Here is a 17402-nt window from a genome sequence, read left to right as displayed (position 1 = left end):
GACGCGCCCGCCGCTAACTGATCCCAATAAAGCAAAAACAAATGGCATTCACGTCGTTGCCGGTGATGCAGATTCGCCACAGTAATTTTGACGAACACCGTGCTTCCGGTGTGCTTCCGGAAATAAAAACATAGCCGCCGCAAAAGCTCTGCACCAAGTAACCGCTTGTTATCGTTGAATAAATGGTGCCCCCAGAGAGACTCGAACTCCCGACCCACTGATTACAAATCAGTTGCTCTACCAGCTGAGCTATGGAGGCACGCGGCGGGTGATAGCGGGTTCTGGGCGGGCTTGCAAATGCTTTTGCGCAGCCGCGGCGATGGATTTGCGCTTTTATGCGCGTGGGGGATAAGATGCGCCGCGCGAAAGTCTTAACGTATAGTGCAGATTTAAGCCCTATTTTTGCCACTGTTTACCGTATATTGAGCTAAGCACTTTGAAAAGTTTCGGCTTTCGGCTATCATTGAAGAATCCAGAAGAGGATATAGGGCGAATAGTTTTAATCGACCTATGGTTGTATAGTAATCTCGTCTTTTGGTTGTGTTGTATTGGGTTTGTGTAAATCGTAAGGGTGTATTTTGTCTTGCAGTGCTTTAGGTGGTCATCGGTCATATAGTCGTGCTTTGTGCAGTCTGCCCATATCTGGGGTTCACGCTTTCACAAAACACGTGTCACAGCGCCTTGGCCACAGCCGGTGGTCGCAGCTTCTGGCGCGCGACATTCCCAGCTGCGCCTGTTTCTGGCGCCCCCCTCGCTGCACCTGCAGGCATGTATCCCGACCGGGGGGCTGCGCATGATGAATGCATTGCAACTGGCACCCAGCCGCTATGTCAGTGACCAGTTTGACGCATTGGCCGAAAACCTGCGCGGCATGATGCTGGCGGGCCTGCAACGCGTGCTTTCACCAGATCATGACCCCGCGACGCTGCTGTCGCTTGAGAACGGCGCCGCGCGGCTGTTTGAAGACCTGCTCAGCCATAGCGCCGAGGCCCAAAAGGCGCGGCCGGGCGCTCAGGCTTTCGGCAAGCTGTTTTTGGTCACAACGCCCCCCACGCTCAGCCCCACACAGTCCACGCTGCTGGCGGGCAAAGCGGCCCCCGGCCGGCGCGCGCGGCTGCGTATAAAGCTGCTCAACCTGTTTCGCCCCAGGCGCCGCGTGCCGTTGGAACTTGCGCCCGATGCCGCACATTTCGCCGATCTCTGGCAGTTCCACATTTTTGCGCATTTCGCCATTCAGGCCAGGGTTGCACATGCGCTGCAACGCCACCTGTCCGGCCGCGTGTTGCTATGGCCGCCCGACAAACTTCCGCCCCGGCTTGAAACCGCCACCTTCTGGTGGCTGGCATCGCTTGGTTGCGCGGGGCCGGGCGGGCTGAAGCGCCAAATCGCCACCCTTGCCGATGCGCTGAGCCAGCGCGCCGGCTGGGCCGGGTTCTGGGACCAGTATGTGCTGCGCCTGGCACATGAAAATGGCGCGCAACTGCCGCAATCCGCGCCCGACCTGCCGCTTGTTGCATCTGCCGATGCCGCGCTCGCCACCCCGCCCGATGATGATGCCGCGCAGGCCCGCAAAGGCTGGCGGCTTGAGGCCCCCGCCTATGCACCCGCCCTTCTGGGCCAAGGATTTTAGCGATTTGAACCGAGGTATTTCATGTTCCACCCAGAAGACCTGACACGATTTTACGAAAAACACGCCCCGACTCTGGCGCTGCTCGATGAGGTCTCGAAAATCCTCAACAGCCGCTTTTATCAAATGGAAGATGCGGTTGAGGCGATGATGCTCGCCGCGCTTTCGGGCGAGGCGATGGTGATGATCGGGCCGCCGGGCACGGCCAAATCGCGGCTTGTCCGCTCGTTTTGCCACCTTGTCGGGCTGGTCGACAATGATGCGCTGAATTTCAATGCCTCGCGCGATGACGCGCCGCGCCAGCACCGCGATTATTTCGAATATCTGCTCACGCAATTCACCGAACCGAGCGAGCTTTTCGGCTTTTACGATCTGCGCGACCTGCAAACCACCGGGCTGGTGCGCAAAAGCGAAAACATGATGCAGGAAGCCAAGGTTGTGTTTCTTGACGAGATCTTCAACGCCTCCAGCGCCATCCTCAACTCGCTTCTGACCTTTGTGAACGAGCGCAAGTTCCATGACCACGGCAAGGCCGAGCCCGTGGCGCTGGAACTGCTCTTTGCCGCCACCAACCACCCCCCGCAAGAGGCGGGCCTCACCGCGGTTTACGACCGTTTCCTGCTGCGCTGCCATGTGCAGAACATCGCGCGGCGCGATGTGGACGTTGCCGAAATTTCAGACCTGATCAAGGCCGGCTGGTCGGAGACCCATGCCACATTGCTCGACCGTTCTGCCTTTGAGGGCCATGACCTGATGGCCGGGCTGGCGGCCTTGCGGCTTGATGTCGATGTGCAAACCAAAAACGGCGGGCTGCGCATCAACCTCGAAGACCCTATCTATACCGAGTTGACAGACCTTGTGCGCGAAACCGTGCGCCGCGATCTGTCGCTGATGTCCAACCGCCGCATGATCAAGCTCACCGGGCTGATGTTTTACATGCGCCTGCTGCGGGCCGTGCGTGAAGACAGCAGCGAGGTCGCCATCCAGCCGCGCGATCTGGACGTTGTCACCCGCTTCAGCCTCGACCGTGAAGACCCGTCGCTTTTGGCGCGCTACCAGCAAAGATGGGCCGAGCTTTGAACATGACGGCCCCCATCCGCAACGAGAACACCGCGCTGCGCATTCATTTGCACGCCGCGGATGACGCGGTTTTGCCAAAATCACCGCGCGCTGTGGAAATGCTGAACCTGCTGCATGACCGTCATGTGCCGATCACCCCCGATCTGGCCAGCGCGCTTGTGCTGCTTGAGGGCGAAGGCGCTGCGATTGATCTGCCCATTTGGGGACTTGCGTTTGAACGGGCCTCGGAATCGGTTGGCCTTTTCGGGCGCGCCGGGCGCAGCCGGGTCTGGGCGCAGTTGCTGGCCGAGTTTACGCAAATCATTGTCGAGCCGGTCTTGCGCAGCGCGGCCGCCGATCTGGTCGAAGTCCGCCTGCTTTCACCCGGCAACTTCCCGCCCCAGGCCGGGGCATTGGCCGATAGTCGCTGGCCCGATTACCCCAGCTATTGCGCCGCGCTGGAAGGGGTGGTGCGCCTCAAGCTTGGCGCGTGCAGCGCAATGGGAATGCGCTTTTGGCATGGGGCGGCGGTGCAGCTTCATGCCGTTGCCACCAGCCTTGCTCAGCGCCAGCGTTATGCGCGCGCCGATTATGCCGCGCCCCTGCCCCTGCCGTTCGAGCCGGACCATGCGCTTATCCGGTCTGTGTTCGAGATCGAGCCGGAATTCGCGCGAAAATCCGAGCTGAAGCGCAGCTTTCCCAAGCCGAATATCCGCTCCAATCTGGAACGGATGGGGATGCGCCCGAAGGAAGGCGGCATCAGCGGCATTCTGCATTCGCACCGGCTGGAAGACCTGCCCGATACCCTGGTCAGCGAATTGGCCTATCCGAACGAATTGTTTTTGCTGCGCCTGCTGGATGAGGGCTATCTCATCCGCAACCGCCCGCCCCTGCGCAAACCGGCGCGCGATTTGCTGGTGCTGGCATTATGTGAACCCGCCCCGCCCTCGCGCCCGGCCACGGTGCTGAACGCCGCCTGGGCCGATGCCAGCCTGCGCCTGCGCGTATTGCTCAACCAAACCGGCCTGCCCGCCAGTGACCTTGGATTCTGCGACTTTCACACCGCCGGCCCGCGTGCCGGGGCGGTGTCCAGTGCGCTGCCGCCCGCGGCGGCCTATCTTTCGGCCTTTGATATTCACGGGGCGCAGCGGCTGGCGCAGCACATGCAATCAACCATGACACCGGCGCTGTTCTCGCTTCTGCCCGGCCAGCTTGACACCACGCCAAAGGAAGAAATGCTTCCGCCGCTTCAGCAGGGCAGTGCCGCCATTCTGAAAGCGGTCAGCGCGGCGCGGCGCGACCGGATTGCCGCTGACTGGCCGCGCCTGAAGGGCAAATTCGGCGGCCTGCCCAATGCCGACCAGTTCCGCCCTGCGGCCATGTCGGATTACACGCGCGCCATGTCGCTGCATTTCGCGCCCGATGCCCGCACCGATGAGGCCGGGTTCGACTGGTCGCGCTTTCGCAGCGAAACCGCGCGCAGCCTTGGCCTGTCGCGCTTGGCGCGCACGCATGTTGCCGCGCTCCACTACCCGAAAGACCTCAAGGAAGGCGCAGTATTCTACGGCTATTCCGGCATGAATGACCGCCCGACCGAATTTCGCCTGCCGCCCGCCGATGTGCATAACGGCATTGGCCAGCTTGTCGGGGCGCTTTCGGCCTGGATCATATTGCGCGTGATGGAGGTGGCCCATGCCGGATAACCGCGACTCCTTCGTCTGGCCCTATCTGGACGATGCCGCCATGCTCGATGTGCTGGATGCCTTCAGCGCCGATGACCACCGCGCGCTGAACGCCGCCGATCTGCGCCTTCAGATCAGCGAAAGCGAGACCAGCCGCTTTGTGCTGCCCTATAACAAAGACATTCCGCTTGCCCCCCTGCGCGAACGGCTCGTGCAACTTGTCACCGAAATTGGCCGCAAAGCCTGTGGCCGTTCAACCGAGCAGGCCCAGTCGATGATTTTCGATACGCTGGTCAGCCCGCAAAACGCGGCCCTTATCCTGACCCTGCGGCTGGCGGCAACCCAGCCGGGCCTTGGCCGTCAATCAGCGCATGATGGCGACCGTCTGGCGCTCATCTCCTCGGCCGATGCCGACAGGGCCGCCAAATGGATAGCCGATATCACCAAACGCGCGCGCGATGCCCGCGTGCTTGTGGCCCGCCATCCGCGCGCCAAATCGCACCTGACCTTCATCCATGCCAAGGATGATCTGACCCTGCATTCCACGCTGCGCGGCCTTTCGGCGCATCTGAAAGACAAGGGCGATGTGCGCCTGTTCCAGCCGACCGAGCTTGGCGAGCTGCGCCTGTGGAGCGATACGCGCCGCCGCCCGCTGGCCGAAGCCATGTCCGACCGGCTTGGCCGCATTCTGGGGGCCGCGCATCAATCCAGCGACAGGCACCTCGCGCATGATGTGGCGATATTTGACGACCGTCACGGCCCCGTGCTGCTTTACATCAACGACCTTGGCCCGGCCCCTGCCGCCGCCGATGTGTTTACCGGCCATAACCCCGCGCAAGATTTGCAGGTGCAGGTCTATGATATCGTCCCGCATCCCGAGGCCGTTGCCGCGCTGCAAGATCGCATTTCACAGCCGGGCTTTCCGGTTGGCTACCGGATGCACCTGCACCCGCTGCGCCGCCTTGGCCCCAACGAGACCGACATCGAGCAGGTGCAGGCCCGCATCGAAGAACTGCAAGACATTGTCGACCAGATTCGCGCGCAAGATGCCCCCACCCTGCGGCTGATGCGTTTTTCCGATGCGCAATTGCCCGCGATGATCGACGGTTTGCGCCGCCTGCCCCCCGGTATGCAGAAAAGCGAGCATCTGCGCTATGCGGCGGGCCATGCGGCGGGCCGTGCCGAGCCTTCGCATTTCGTGCTGTATGACCCCGGCCATATCAGCCTTGATGTGCCCGAGGCCTATTGGCGCGGGCGCGCCGATAGCGGCGGGGGCAACCGCCCGCTCAGCTATTGGCTCGACCCGCATATCCTGCAAGCCGATGCCGAGCGGCGTGGCAATTTCGCTGTGTTCACGCCCTATGGCACCGCGCTCACGCCCTCTCTGGCCGATTTTGGCGGCACACTGTCTGAAACGCTGAAGCTGGTTCTGGGGCGGCTGTTTGTCGATACCGCGCATATTGTCGAAAACGCGGATGCGCAGCCGATGTTCATCTTCTCCAGCCCGACCGAGGCAGGGTTCCGCCTCGATGTCGAGGTGCTGGATGCCAACAGCTTTGCCCCGCTCAAGCTGCAAATCCGGATGCTGAACGACTATCTGAAGGTGCGCGGCCCGAACCTTGTCGATGCGACCGACCTGCAGGATCTGGCCGAAAACCTCTATTCCGGCAGCCTTGCCGAAGGTTTGCAAAGCGAGGCCCGGCACCAGCAGGCCCGCGCCGAAGCGGCATGGGACGAAGCCCTTGGCCGTATCGAGGATGATGCACAGGTGCTTTTGCGCGCCCTGCGCTTTGAGGTTGGCGCCGTGCAGTCGCGCTTTACCGCCGCCGAGACCTATTTGCTGCACGCCGCCACCCGTATGGAGGCGATGGAGAAAATGGTCGGCGTGGCCGAAGACGCGCTGTCTGGCAGCGCCGATATCGCCCGCCTGCTCGATGCCAAGCTGGGCGAGATGTCCGATAGCCGCGATGAATTTGTCGAGCGTGTGCTGGGTGAATTCAGCGCCGCCGAACAGGCACTGGCCGCCGCCACCAGCCGCATGAGCGAATTGCAATCCCAGATCGAGGCGTTTTTGAACCCGAAATGAACAAAGACCGCCCAGATAACCTGCAACAGGCCGCCGAGGCGCTTCAAGCCGCGCTGCAGGCGGGCAAGGCGCCCATGCCCCTGCCGCCCCTTGCCCAAAAACAGGCGAAGCTGCAAAAAGCAAGGGCACGGCTTTCGGCGCAAAGCCCGGCCGCTGTGCAAAAACTGCGCGACGGGTTTGCCCCGCTGGCCGAAGGGTTTGCCGAGGCGAAATATGCGCTGGATAGCCAGATCGTGCTGTTCGAGCGTGAGTTGCGCAGCCAGCGGCTGAAACGCGCGCTGCTGGCCCCGGTGCTGGCAATACTCGTCTCGCTTTGTTTCGTCGGCGTGGCGGTCGGCATGTGGTTTGGCTGGCCCTATCTGCAATCGGGCCTGCGCTGGCTGCTGGCACAGGTGGCCGCATTATGACCGCGCAGACCAGCCCTATGCAGCCCATACGCTCCGCCCTGCGCCTGGCGACCCAGCGCCACCCGGCCCGCAAACGCCGCTATGGGCTGCGTCTGCTGTGCGTCGCGGCGGCAGTCGCGCTGCTCGCCGGGCTGGTCTGGCTGGTTTATAGCCGCATTTTCGCCCCCGACAGCGCCATCCGCCCGCTTTACTGGCTGCATGACACTGTCTATCTGCCGCTTTACGGGCGTTTATGGACCGCGATGTTCCCCTATGCCATGCTCTGGCTCATTCCGCTTTTGCTGCTGATCGCCCTGCTGCTTTGGGAATTTCTGCTGCCGCGCAGCCCCTTGCGCGCCCTGCATCGCTGGCTGGTGCGCACGCTCATCACCCTGCCCTTTGGGCGCAAGATCGTGGCGCTGCTGCCCGGCGGGTTTTCGCGCCGCGTGGTTGATGAATATCTCACGCAAGGCATGGGCGAGCTGATGCTTCTGCGCAATGCCGTCACCGCTGCGTCCAATGCCCAGTTGGGCCTGTTGGCGCGGCTGGTCGCGCTGCGCTGGCACCTCAGCCGCAAGGACGCGCTTGACGAGTTGGAACTCTTTGAAAGCACGGCCCTGTTGCGGATGCGCGCAACGGCGCCCCATGCGCCGCTCAAACCGCTCATGCAGGTGCTGGCCACCCTGCCCCGGCCCGGGGCAATGACCAGCGATTTTGCCCTGCTTCTGGCCGAGGATTCCGAGGCACCGACACTGGCCGCCGCCTATGGCTTCATGGCCAGGCTCAACACCCCGCCCGAGCATCTGGCCGATGTCACCCAAACCCCGCTCGACTTCGCGGCGCTGGCCATTCACGTGGCCCTGCTCAGCGCGCGCAGCAAAAACCCCGTGGGGGGCATGGTCTTTGCCGCCTGGGCGCGCGGCATGTCCGACAGGGTGCGCTCCGATCTCGCCGCGCGCTTGCGCCAGGCACAAAGCCTGATCCGGTTCGAGTTCTGGGCCGCGCTGGGCGATCATCCCGGCACGGTCATTTCCTTTGACGATGCCTATGCGCATATGTCGCCACGCGCGGCCCCCGAAAGGGGCGACTATTTTGCATGGCGGGGCGAGGTGTAGCATGGCCGGATGGGACAAATTGCGCCACGCCGCGCTGAATGAGGCACGCAAAGCCAAGAAACGCGCCCAGCGCGATGCCCGCGCGCGTGAACGCATCGACCTGCCGCTGATCTTCATCACCATCGCGGCCCTTGCGCTGGTGGGCGCGGGTTCGGCCACATTGGCCTTCTGGATGGACCGCACCGGCTTTGCCGACCCCCCCGTGCTGAATGCGGCCCCCGATGACCGGATACTGGAAAATTTCTACACAAATACCGCCCCGATCATTGATGCCACCCTGCGCGAAGACCGCCCCATCGCCCTGATCGGCCGCGCCGATGGGCAGGTGCATGGCTACAATCTGCAAACCGGGTTGTTTGCCGATAGCGCCCTGCCCGGCGCCCCCTATCTCACCTCCGACCTTGCCCTGCTGGCAGCGGGCTGCGGCGGGTTCATGGACGGCGCGGCGGCCGATTGCCCGATCGCCGATCAGGCCTTTGCCGTAACCGAGGCGGGCGGGCTTGCCTGGCAGGAAGATGGCGGCCCGTGGCGGCTGGTCATGGCCGATTCCGTCTGGATCGGCGCCAGTGGCACCCCCGTTGAACAGGCCGAGCTTACCCATCTCGCCGCCAGCGAAAACGGCCGCTGGCTTTTGGCGCTGGCCGGCGCGCAAGGCGGCGCTCTGCTCGACCAGACCAACGGGCTCTGGCATGTGCTGCCCGATGATGACAGGCTGCGCGCCCAGCTTGCCGATGCCAGCACACAGGTGCTTGTGCGCGGCGGCGAATTCTGGCTTGGCGGCCCCGAAGGGCTGGCGCGCATCACGCCCGCGATTGATCCGACCCAGATCGACTGGGCCCAAAGCCCCGGTCTGCGCATCCGCGATCTGGCGCTGGACAGCGATAACCGCCTGCTGGTGCTGGCCGACTCGCCCTGTGACACGGGTGATGCCACCTGCCTGTCGCTGCGCGTCGTTGAAAGCCTGACCAGCCAGCCGCGGCTGATCGGCGAAACCGCGCGCTTTGCAGCCTTAAGCGCCGCAAGCGTGCAACATGCCGCCATTCAGGCCGGCAAAATCGTCACCCTCGGCACGGCGGGCGTGTATGTTTATGACATGGCCCAGCGCGACTGGGCGCAGCTTGATGACACCCCGGTCACCACCGTCATTGCGCCAGAAGGCGGGGCGCTGCTGGTCTATGCGGCGGGCGATTATGTCGCCGCCTTGCGCGATGCGATGCGCACCGACCTCTGGCAGATGTCGACCCCCGTCACCCAGCTTGTCGCGCTTGCAAACGGGCGGCTTCTGGGGCTGGGTGCCAGCGGGCAGGTGCTGGATATCCGCACCAACACGGCCTTGGATGCCGCCAATACAGCCATGCCCGAAGATGCGGTATTCAGCACCGGGGCAAGCCTTGGCACCACGGTGCTGCTGCGCGCCGCCAGCGGGGTTTTACTGCACGATGCTGCACGCCGCCGCTATAGCTGGATAGATGCCAGCGCCCTGCCCGCGGCCTTTACCCCCGATGCCGCACTTTATGCCGCCGATGGCACATTCTGGCTGGCCGATGCCAGCAGCGGCGCAGTGTCGCGCCTTATGGTCGAGGGCGAATTCCCGCGCCAGAGCCTGCGCGCCGTGGCGCTGGAGCCCCTGCCCGCCCCGCTGCGCAGCGTCACCCCCGGCCCCGATGCGCTGAGCATTGTCGACAGCGCCGGGCGCGGCTACGCCCTGCGCGCCACGGCACCCGATCAGGCCAGTCTGACCCCGCTCAGCGGGCCAGCGCGCGGCTTTCCGCTGCGCTTCAATACCGCAACGGCAAGCGGCAGCCAGATCACCTTTGCCACCGATGCCTCGTTTCAAACCTATGACCTTGCCAGCCGAAGCTGGTCGCTTCTTGCCCCGTTCGCAGCCGAGGCGCCTGTCACCGATATTGCCACTATTGGCCCGCGCCTTGTGTATCGCAGCGCCGATGGCAGGGTGGCGGCGGTTGACGCACCGCAAACACCGCTGCTTGGCAATGGCCCGACCGCGGCCTTTGGTCTGGCCGATGTAAGCGATGCGCAGCTGCGCGATGGCCGGCTTTACCTTGCGGGTGCCGGGCAGGTGCAGGCCTATAACCCGTCCGGGCGCAGCTTTGAAGGCACATGGACGGGCGGCAACGGGGCCGTGCGCCTGCTTGGCCTGCGCGCCGGCCTGCCGGCCTGGATCTCTGGCCAAACGCTGTTTTTCGGCGATGCGCCACAATCCGATGCCAGCCTGCTTGGCGCCTGGCAAAGCAGGGATGGTATTGTCGCCCAGGCCCAGGCCCCTGAAGGCGCCTATGCGGTGTTCTGGCCCGATCAGGCAGATACGCCCAGTTGCTATTTCCGCTCGGCTCAAGCGCCATCGGGCCAGATCATCGACGCCACGCTTTTGCCCGGCGGCGATATCGTTGTGGCGGCAAGCGGTGGGGCGGGCATTTATTCGCCGCAATTCCGCCGCTGGCTGACCCTTGCAAACATGCCCACCGATCCTGGCACGCGGCTTTACCAGTTTGGCACGCATCTCGTGGCCACCACCCCGACAACGCTGCAAACACTGCCGCTGCGCGACCTGCCCGCGGCCAGTTCCTGCGCGCTGCCAGACCTTGCGCTGGCCTGGGAAACCTCGGTTACGGCGCAAAGCGTGGCTGTCTCGGGCACCGCGCGCAGCGTGGCTGTGCTGGAGGCCGATGGCCGTGTGCAGGTCTGGGCCGATGGCGTGCTTGGCCAGCTTCTGCCCGCCAGCACCGATGCGCCCGATCCGGCCAGCCTGCGCCGCGTCTACGCAACCGACCAGGGGCTGGCCTTTACCACGCGCAGCGCCATCTGGCACTATGATCTTGCAACCCGGCAATGGCAGCAAACCCGCCTGACCGGCCTGCCCGCCGATGTGATCGAGGCCGATCTTTCCGGCCTGACCCCGCGCGGCGGCGCCCTGACACTCTGGACTGCAAGCGGCCAGTCCTTCGGCGCAGCATGGGAGTTGGGGCAGGAAAGCCTTGCGCCAGAGCCGCTCGCCCCGGTTTCCCTGCCCGCCATCGCCACCCCGCCCGATGCCATTCGCGACATTGCGCAATCCGAAGGGTTCTGGGCCATTGGCAGTGAAACGCGGCTGGAGCTTGCCCGCATCGACGCCCCCGGCTTCACATGGTTTCTGGACCTGCCCAGCGACAATTTTCAGCCCATGCCCTATCGCATCGGCCGCTCGCTTGCGCTGGTCGAGGGCGATGAGTCCGCGCCCGAAAGCCTGTGGATCTTTCCGCAAAGCGCGACCGTGCCGCAAATGCGCGGGGCGCTGCAAGGCCTGGCCTATCGCTATAGCCCGGGCGATGACCGTGCCTTCCTTCTGGCCGCCGACGGGCTGACGCTGACCCGCATCGCCGCCGATGGCACGGTGCTTGCCTGCCCTGTGCGCCTTGGCGCGGCGGCACCGCAGAACTGCGTTCAAACCCTGGCGCCCCCGCTTGGCCTGACCAGCGCCAATGCCCGCATCATTGCACATGGAGAAGGCTATCTGGTGGCCGATGGCGCGCGGCTTTTCGGGCTGAATGATCAATGGCGCGGCGCGCTCGCCATTGCCGGGCCCGCCCCCCAGCCCGATGCCCGCTATCTGGCCGGCGCGGGTGGCACGCTTTTGCTGCATGAAGGCGCGGGCAAGGCGCTTTGGGCCATTACGCCCGCGCTGCAAGCCGTGCTGATCGGCGCTGAAATCGACCAGATCGCCAGCATCGACGGGCGCATTTTTCTGGCCGAAGGCGCGATGATCACCGAGCTTTCGGGCACGCAGCGCCAGCCCCTTGCGGCATTTGCGAATGATACCGTGCTGGCTGCGGGCCTGGCTTTGGGCGACAGGCCAATGCTGGCCTATCTCACCCCAAGCGGCACCCTTTATGATGCGCTGGATGGCAATGTGCAAATCGTCACGCGGCTGGAATTTCCCTCCGATGCCCGTGTCATTCTGCCGGGCCGCTGGGCCGCGGCGAATGACCGGCCCGCGCCGGGCTACTGGGTGCAGAACGCGGCCGGCGACGTCAATTTCATCTACCAGGCTTTCTGTGCGAGCGGCACCGATACCACGCCGGTTGCCTGCCAGAAACAGGCGCTGGCCACGCCCTTCACCCTGCCTGAAGGGGCCATGTTGCGCGGGGTTGCGGGGCCAGCCGAAGCCCCGGTTCTGCTGACCGACCGCCAGCGCATTACCCTGCCACGCCCGGCCTCGGCTGAAACGCCCGGCACCGCAGCCACCCTGCAAAACGACCCGGCACTCGCCACGCTTTGGCCCGCCCCGCCAGCGCGCCGCGAAGCCACCGCCGAAATGCAGGGCGAAATCGTCGCCACGGGCGCGGGCTTCGTGCTTGCACCGCCGCGCATTTCCGGCGCCTCCAGCCGCCTGCAATTGCGCGACGGTGCGGGCAATATCCTGGCGACCGGCCAGAACGGCCTTATCCCCTGGGCGCCGCTTGACCTGACCTGGCTGAAATGGGAGCGCGCGCGCCGCACCATTACCTTCAACCACAATGCCACACCCCTGACATTGCCCATTGCCGAAGCCTTGCAGGGCGGCCAGTTCCTGCCCAGCCTGCCGGGCCGCGCCGCCATGATCAACAGTTCGGGTGCCTTCACATGGCTGAACGCGGCCGGGCTATGGCGCTATGCCAACAGCCTGTCCGGCCCCGCGCCGGTGCTGGCTGAGGGGTTTGAAGCCCCAAGCGGCCTTGCGCATGGGCAGTTCCTTATGGGCCCCGGCCTGGGGGTTGATGCGCAAACCGGCCAGGCGGTTGAAACCGCCGAAACCCGCAGCATTACCCGCGACCGGCTTACCATTTCCGAAAGCCTGCAAAGCGGGCAGATCAGCGCCACGCTCACCCGCCCCGATGGTGAAAGCCTGAATGCGTTTCAGCCCGAAGGCTTTGTGTTTGACAGCCGCTTCGCGCTTGGCTGGCTTGGCGGCCAGCCGGTGCTTGTCACCCCTGTCGGCCTGTCATCACCCGCCCGGTTTGACGGCTTTGTCGCCAGCCCGCTGCCCAATGCCCGGCCTGCGCAGATTGTCGAACATGAGGGCCAGTCCTATGCCCTGACGGCGGGCCGCTGGTTCAGCCGCAGCGCCGAAGCCTGGGCCGAGGTGGCAAACCCGCTTTCCCGGCGCCGGATGCTCTCGGCCGCCGGGCTTCACTGGGATATGGCCGAATCCGGCCCGGTATTCACCCCGATCATCGCCGCCGAAACCTGGCGCGCCCAGCGCTATGGCAATGCCTTCACGGCCGATGATTTCCGTGCGATTGCCGCCACACCCGACCAGCTTGTGCTGACAACCGCCCTTGGCACCCATGCCCTGCCCGATGCCACCGCCCTGTCCAGCCTGCCTGCCCCGCTTGTGGGCCCAGCCCCGCCCGGCAGGCTCGATGCCGCCAAGCTGGCGCGCGACCGTTTCGTTCTGTTCGGCCAAGACGAAAGCGGCGCATTGCTGGAATGGCGCGGCGATGATGGCGGCTGGCAGCCGGTTGCCAATGCCAACCACCCCGATGCCCCGCGCCGCGTGGTTGAAAGCGATGATTTCACCATCACGCTTGCATCGGCCACCGCCCCGCAAGCCCAACGCGCCGTGGCGCTGGTCGATGGCAGCCGCCAGATGCAGGCTTTCAGCTGGCGCGCGGGCGAATACATGCCCTTTGACCGCGCGCAATCCATCTATGCCGAGGGTGACAGCCTGCTCGTCGCCACCGATTTCGCGCTGCGTCGCCTGCGCTTTTCCGGCCCAAGCGTTGTGGATGATGCGTTCTTCATTGCACCGCGCGGCTTTGGGGCCAGCACCCAGCCCAATGGCACCGCCTTCAGCCTGCTTGGCCGCCCGGCAGACGCGCCTGAACAGATCGTGGCGCTTTCCGCCGAAGGGGCCTGCCTTGCCTTCGCGTCCGCCGATGCCGCCCCCCAAAACTGTGACGCGGCCTATTCGCTTGCCAATCGCAGCATCCTGTCCACCCCTTTCTGGCGCTGGACAAGAACCGCCAACGGGCTGAGCGGCGCCTATCGGCTTGATGATGGCGGCAGCCTGCCCATCGACACCGCCACGCTGACAACCTTTGCGCATGACCGGCTGCAAGCCGCCATGTCCTGCAACGGGCAAACCTACGAGCTTTGGGCCGATGGCGCGGTGCTGCTGCGTGGCGACCCCGGGGCGGCTCCGGTGCAGTCTTTGCCGCAAGCGCCTTATATGCAGCTTTATTGCCAATCCGAACCTGCCCGGCTTGATGCGGGCGAAATGCTTGCCGCCGGCGCCTATGCCACCGGCCCCTTCTCGGCGCTGGCGCTTGACAATGCCGCAAGCGCCCCCCTGAGCGCCCCCCTGAGCGCCACGCAAAGCGCCGCCGCCAGCAGCTTTGCACGCGGCACGCTGGCCTATGACAGCGCGCGGCTGCGCATCACCACCGGCCCGGCAGCATCTGCCTTCCAGCATTACTGGGACGACGCGCGCTGGCGGCCCATGCCGCTGCAAAACGGCCTGCCCGCGCTTGACGCCACGCAGGCTTTGGCCGCGCAAGGCACCGCGCTGCTGCGCCTCACCCCGCTTGGCTTTGTGCGCCATGATCAGGCAACGGCCGATCTGGCGCTTGCTCCGGATACGCTGTCCATCCAGACCGGGCCAAGGCCCGATGCGCTGGCGGGTTGCGCGCCCGACCGTATTGAAACCGCCGATGGCAGCCAGCAATCCAGCCCGGCGCTTGAAGGCGCCCCGGTGCAATTCACCTGTGCCGATGGCCGGGCCTGGCGCCTGTCCGGCCCCGAACAAGAGCTTGGGGCCGTTCAGCCGCTTGCCGAAAACCCCTTCCAGACGCGCAGCTTTTTTGCCCCGGACTTTGCGTTGCAGTGGCGCATCACCGATGGCACAAGCCGCATCAGCCTGCTGGATACAGACGTCACGCTGAACGCGGGCCGCTTCTCGCTTGACGCCTATGAGCAGCTTGCCGCCCCCTTTGCCGGCCAGTTGGAACTGCTTGGCCCTTCGGGATGGTGGCGCTACCCTGCCGCAGCGCCCGGCCTCGATGCCGCCACCCGCCCCGAAGATTTTGCCAATGCCGCCAATGCAATATCCTTCGCCCTTCAGCGCGATGACGCGGGCAGCCAACAGCTTTGCGTCACCACCGCCGAAGAGGGCCGCATCATCCGCCCTGGCCAGTTTCCCCGGCTGGTGGATTTCTGCGCCGATGACCAGGGGCGCGATGCGATCTGGGCCTATGCCGCCATACCCGGCCAGCCGCCGCTGGCCAGTGGCACCAGCCTGACCCGCGCCGCGATCAACCGCAGCCTGCTTGCCGGCCGCTTTGCCGATCTCACCGTCACAGCGCCCCCCGTCTATGCCGGGCAAGGGGCCGAACTTGGCGCGCGCTACATCTGGGCCACGCCAAAGGGTTTTGTGCTGGCCGATGAAAACTTCACCCGGCTCGGCATTCTCGACCTGCCCTACCGCGCCATTCCGCTTGCGCATCGCGACCTGTCTGGCGCAAGCCCGCTGAGCGGTGAAAGTGCCGCGCAAATGTCACGCGAGGTGCTGGAAAGCTGCCCGGCCTTGCCCATTGCAATGGCGATCATGTCGCCCGACCAGCCCCCGCGCCGCGCCGAATATGAAAGCGACCGCGTGATCCGGCTGTTGACGGCGCGGCCCGAGGGGGGCAATGCGCTGCTGCGGCTCGATTGCCAGACCGGCGCCATTGTCACCGCCGCCGACCTGCCGCTTGGAAGCCGCCTGCGCTTTGAGGCGGTCGATGCCAGCCTGCCCGGCGCCACAGGCCGGGCCGAAATCACCATTGCAGATGGCACGGTCTGGCTTTCCGGGGGGGGCGACAGCGCGCTCGACCTTGGCACAATCGGCGCGGCGGCCCCGGTCAGTATTCTGGCGCGCGGCGGGCTTGCGGTAACACTCATCGTCACCCCGCAATCGCTGTTCCTGATTGATACCGATGCCGCGATCACCGCACTGACACGCACAGCCGCCACAGCCGCCACCGCCGAAACACCGCCCCCGCCTGCCCCTGCCCCAGCCCCTGCCCCAGCCCCGGAAGTTACGCCCGAAGCTACGCCACTGCCTGAACCGGAAACGCCCGCCGATAATGACAGCGCGGCCAGCCCGACTGTTTCAATCTGGGGCGCGCCGGCCGCTGAAAACCCGCCCGCCCCCGAAGCCGCCCCCGAAGCTGCCCCAGAAGCCGCACTGGACGATGCTTCAGCCCCGCCCCGCGCCGATGGCAATGCCCCGGCCGTGCTGACGCGCGACCAGGTTCTTGCCCTGCAACGCGAACTCAAGGCGCGCATTTTCCCGGCGCTTCAACTGACCGGCACGCTTGACCCAAGCACATCTGCCGCCATGCTGCGCTATCAGCGCAGTATCAGCGCGCCGCCCACCGGCATTCCGACCATCGCGCAGTATGAACTTTTGACAGGCGAGGCCTTGCCATGACCGGCCTGAACCTGCTGCTTGACCTGCCCGCCGCCGGCCCGTTGCGCATTGTGAAGGTCGAAAGCGGCACGCATCTGCGCGGCCGCCTCAACCCGGCCTACCGGTTTGAACAGCTGCATTACCCCGCCACGCTTGGCTACAAACCCCGCCGGGGCCGCCCCACGCCGCCCCCGCTCGACCTCGAATTCCAGTTGCCCGAATTGTGGTGGATCGACAAATCCGGCCAGCGCATCGATATGGCCGCGCTTGACATCGGCGCGCGGCTCGATACGGCGGCAATTGAGATCGCCCAGAAGCTCAATGCCGTTTTGCTCTTGCCGCGCAGCGCGCATCAGGTGCAGCGCCTGCGGCTTGCGCCGATCAGCTATTTTGCCGAAGCCCCCCCGCGCCCCGACGCGAATGCCGAGCCCGAAGATGGCGCGCCCGCGCTCAGCTTCCGGCAGGCCCATAGCAAATGGCTGCTCGATTGTGCGCTTGCCGCCGAGGCCCGCCGCCAGCAGGACACCCCGCTGGCCTCCGATATGCTCAAGGCGCGGCTACAGGGCCTGCTTGGCCAGTTTGACCGCCCCGCCGATATGCAGCTTTCGGCGCATTTCGAGGCCGAGGCAAACCAGCTCGACTTTACGCTTGTCGTGCCCGCCAGCCTTGCGCATAAGGAATTCAGCTTCATCCCCGAAGGCCCGCTCGTGCGGCTGGAGATGGATACGACCATGCTGCTGTCGCGCATTGCGCTGCTGCGTGAAATCGCCGTCTCGCAGCTTATGGCCGTGGCGCGCTGCCTGAACCTGGCCATGCAATATTACGCGCCGCGCATGGTGGGCAAGGTGCAGGTCATCACCGATGACGGGTTGCAGGACGTGCTGTCGCTTACCATTCTGCCACAGGCATGGGGCCTGGATATTCCGGCGCTCAGCAAACAGCCCGCTGAAACACTGCTCAACCCCAGGCTTGAAACACTGCGCTGCGACATCAACGCCGATATATCGCTCGACTAACCC

8 protein-coding genes and 1 tRNA gene are annotated in these 17402 nt (G+C 65.0%); 8 read left to right on the top strand and 1 reads right to left on the bottom strand.

The features are described from left to right. Positions 1-183 precede the first annotated feature (183 nt). Positions 184-259: transfer RNA gene (locus LGT41_RS07885), tRNA-Thr, on the bottom strand. 534 nt (positions 260-793) lie between these two features. Between LGT41_RS07885 and LGT41_RS07880 the strand changes: the two genes are divergently transcribed. From LGT41_RS07880 to LGT41_RS07845, 8 genes are read left to right on the top strand one after another with little or no spacing between them, the layout of a single operon-like run. Then, a complete protein-coding gene (locus LGT41_RS07880) occupies positions 794-1630 on the top strand; it encodes a hypothetical protein (RefSeq protein WP_274129585.1) in 837 nt (278 codons plus the stop codon). A 21-nt stretch (positions 1631-1651) separates the two neighbouring features. Beyond that, on the top strand, positions 1652-2707 hold the full coding sequence (locus LGT41_RS07875; protein WP_274129584.1) for an AAA family ATPase: 1056 nt from the start codon (positions 1652-1654) through the stop codon (positions 2705-2707). A gap of 2 nt (positions 2708-2709) precedes the next feature. Next, positions 2710-4389 carry a hypothetical protein gene (locus tag LGT41_RS07870; RefSeq protein WP_274129582.1) on the top strand — a complete coding sequence of 560 codons (1680 nt, stop codon included), beginning with the start codon at positions 2710-2712 and terminating at the stop codon, positions 4387-4389. Further along, the gene (locus LGT41_RS07865; RefSeq protein ID WP_274129580.1) at positions 4379-6454 is read left to right on the top strand and encodes a hypothetical protein; all 2076 of its coding nucleotides are present in this window, start codon (positions 4379-4381) and stop codon (positions 6452-6454) included. The genes LGT41_RS07870 and LGT41_RS07865 overlap by 11 nt, the downstream gene beginning before the upstream one ends. After that, positions 6451-6861, top strand: a complete 411-nt coding sequence (locus tag LGT41_RS07860) for a hypothetical protein (protein WP_274129579.1) — start codon at positions 6451-6453, stop codon at positions 6859-6861. Before LGT41_RS07865 ends, LGT41_RS07860 begins: the two co-directional genes overlap by 4 nt. After that, positions 6858-7955: a hypothetical protein gene (locus LGT41_RS07855; protein WP_274129578.1), complete on the top strand. Its 1098-nt coding sequence runs from the start codon at positions 6858-6860 to the stop codon at positions 7953-7955. Before LGT41_RS07860 ends, LGT41_RS07855 begins: the two co-directional genes overlap by 4 nt. Before the next feature lies 1 nt (position 7956). Then, positions 7957-16404 (top strand): peptidoglycan-binding domain-containing protein, encoded by an 8448-nt coding sequence (locus LGT41_RS07850; RefSeq protein ID WP_274129577.1) that lies wholly within the window; start codon positions 7957-7959, stop codon positions 16402-16404. Continuing rightward, positions 16401-17399, top strand: coding sequence for a hypothetical protein (locus tag LGT41_RS07845; protein WP_274129576.1), 999 nt, complete (start codon positions 16401-16403; stop codon positions 17397-17399). The genes LGT41_RS07850 and LGT41_RS07845 overlap by 4 nt, the downstream gene beginning before the upstream one ends. Positions 17400-17402 lie beyond the last annotated feature (3 nt).

This window comes from Abyssibius alkaniclasticus (assembly GCF_020447305.1).
In the GTDB taxonomy this organism is placed as follows: Bacteria; Pseudomonadota; Alphaproteobacteria; order Rhodobacterales; family Rhodobacteraceae; genus Abyssibius; species Abyssibius alkaniclasticus.
This window is presented reverse-complemented; position numbering and strand designations above follow the sequence as displayed.

Coding starts and splice junctions, on each gene's coding strand:
- LGT41_RS07875 (WP_274129584.1), top strand. CDS start 1,652: ATGTTCCACCCAGAAGACCTGACACGATTTTACGAAAAACACGCCCCG.
- LGT41_RS07865 (WP_274129580.1), top strand. CDS start 4,379: ATGCCGGATAACCGCGACTCCTTCGTCTGGCCCTATCTGGACGATGCC.
- LGT41_RS07845 (WP_274129576.1), top strand. CDS start 16,401: ATGACCGGCCTGAACCTGCTGCTTGACCTGCCCGCCGCCGGCCCGTTG.
- LGT41_RS07860 (WP_274129579.1), top strand. CDS start 6,451: ATGAACAAAGACCGCCCAGATAACCTGCAACAGGCCGCCGAGGCGCTT.
- LGT41_RS07855 (WP_274129578.1), top strand. CDS start 6,858: ATGACCGCGCAGACCAGCCCTATGCAGCCCATACGCTCCGCCCTGCGC.
- LGT41_RS07880 (WP_274129585.1), top strand. CDS start 794: ATGATGAATGCATTGCAACTGGCACCCAGCCGCTATGTCAGTGACCAG.
- LGT41_RS07850 (WP_274129577.1), top strand. CDS start 7,957: ATGGCCGGATGGGACAAATTGCGCCACGCCGCGCTGAATGAGGCACGC.
- LGT41_RS07870 (WP_274129582.1), top strand. CDS start 2,710: ATGACGGCCCCCATCCGCAACGAGAACACCGCGCTGCGCATTCATTTG.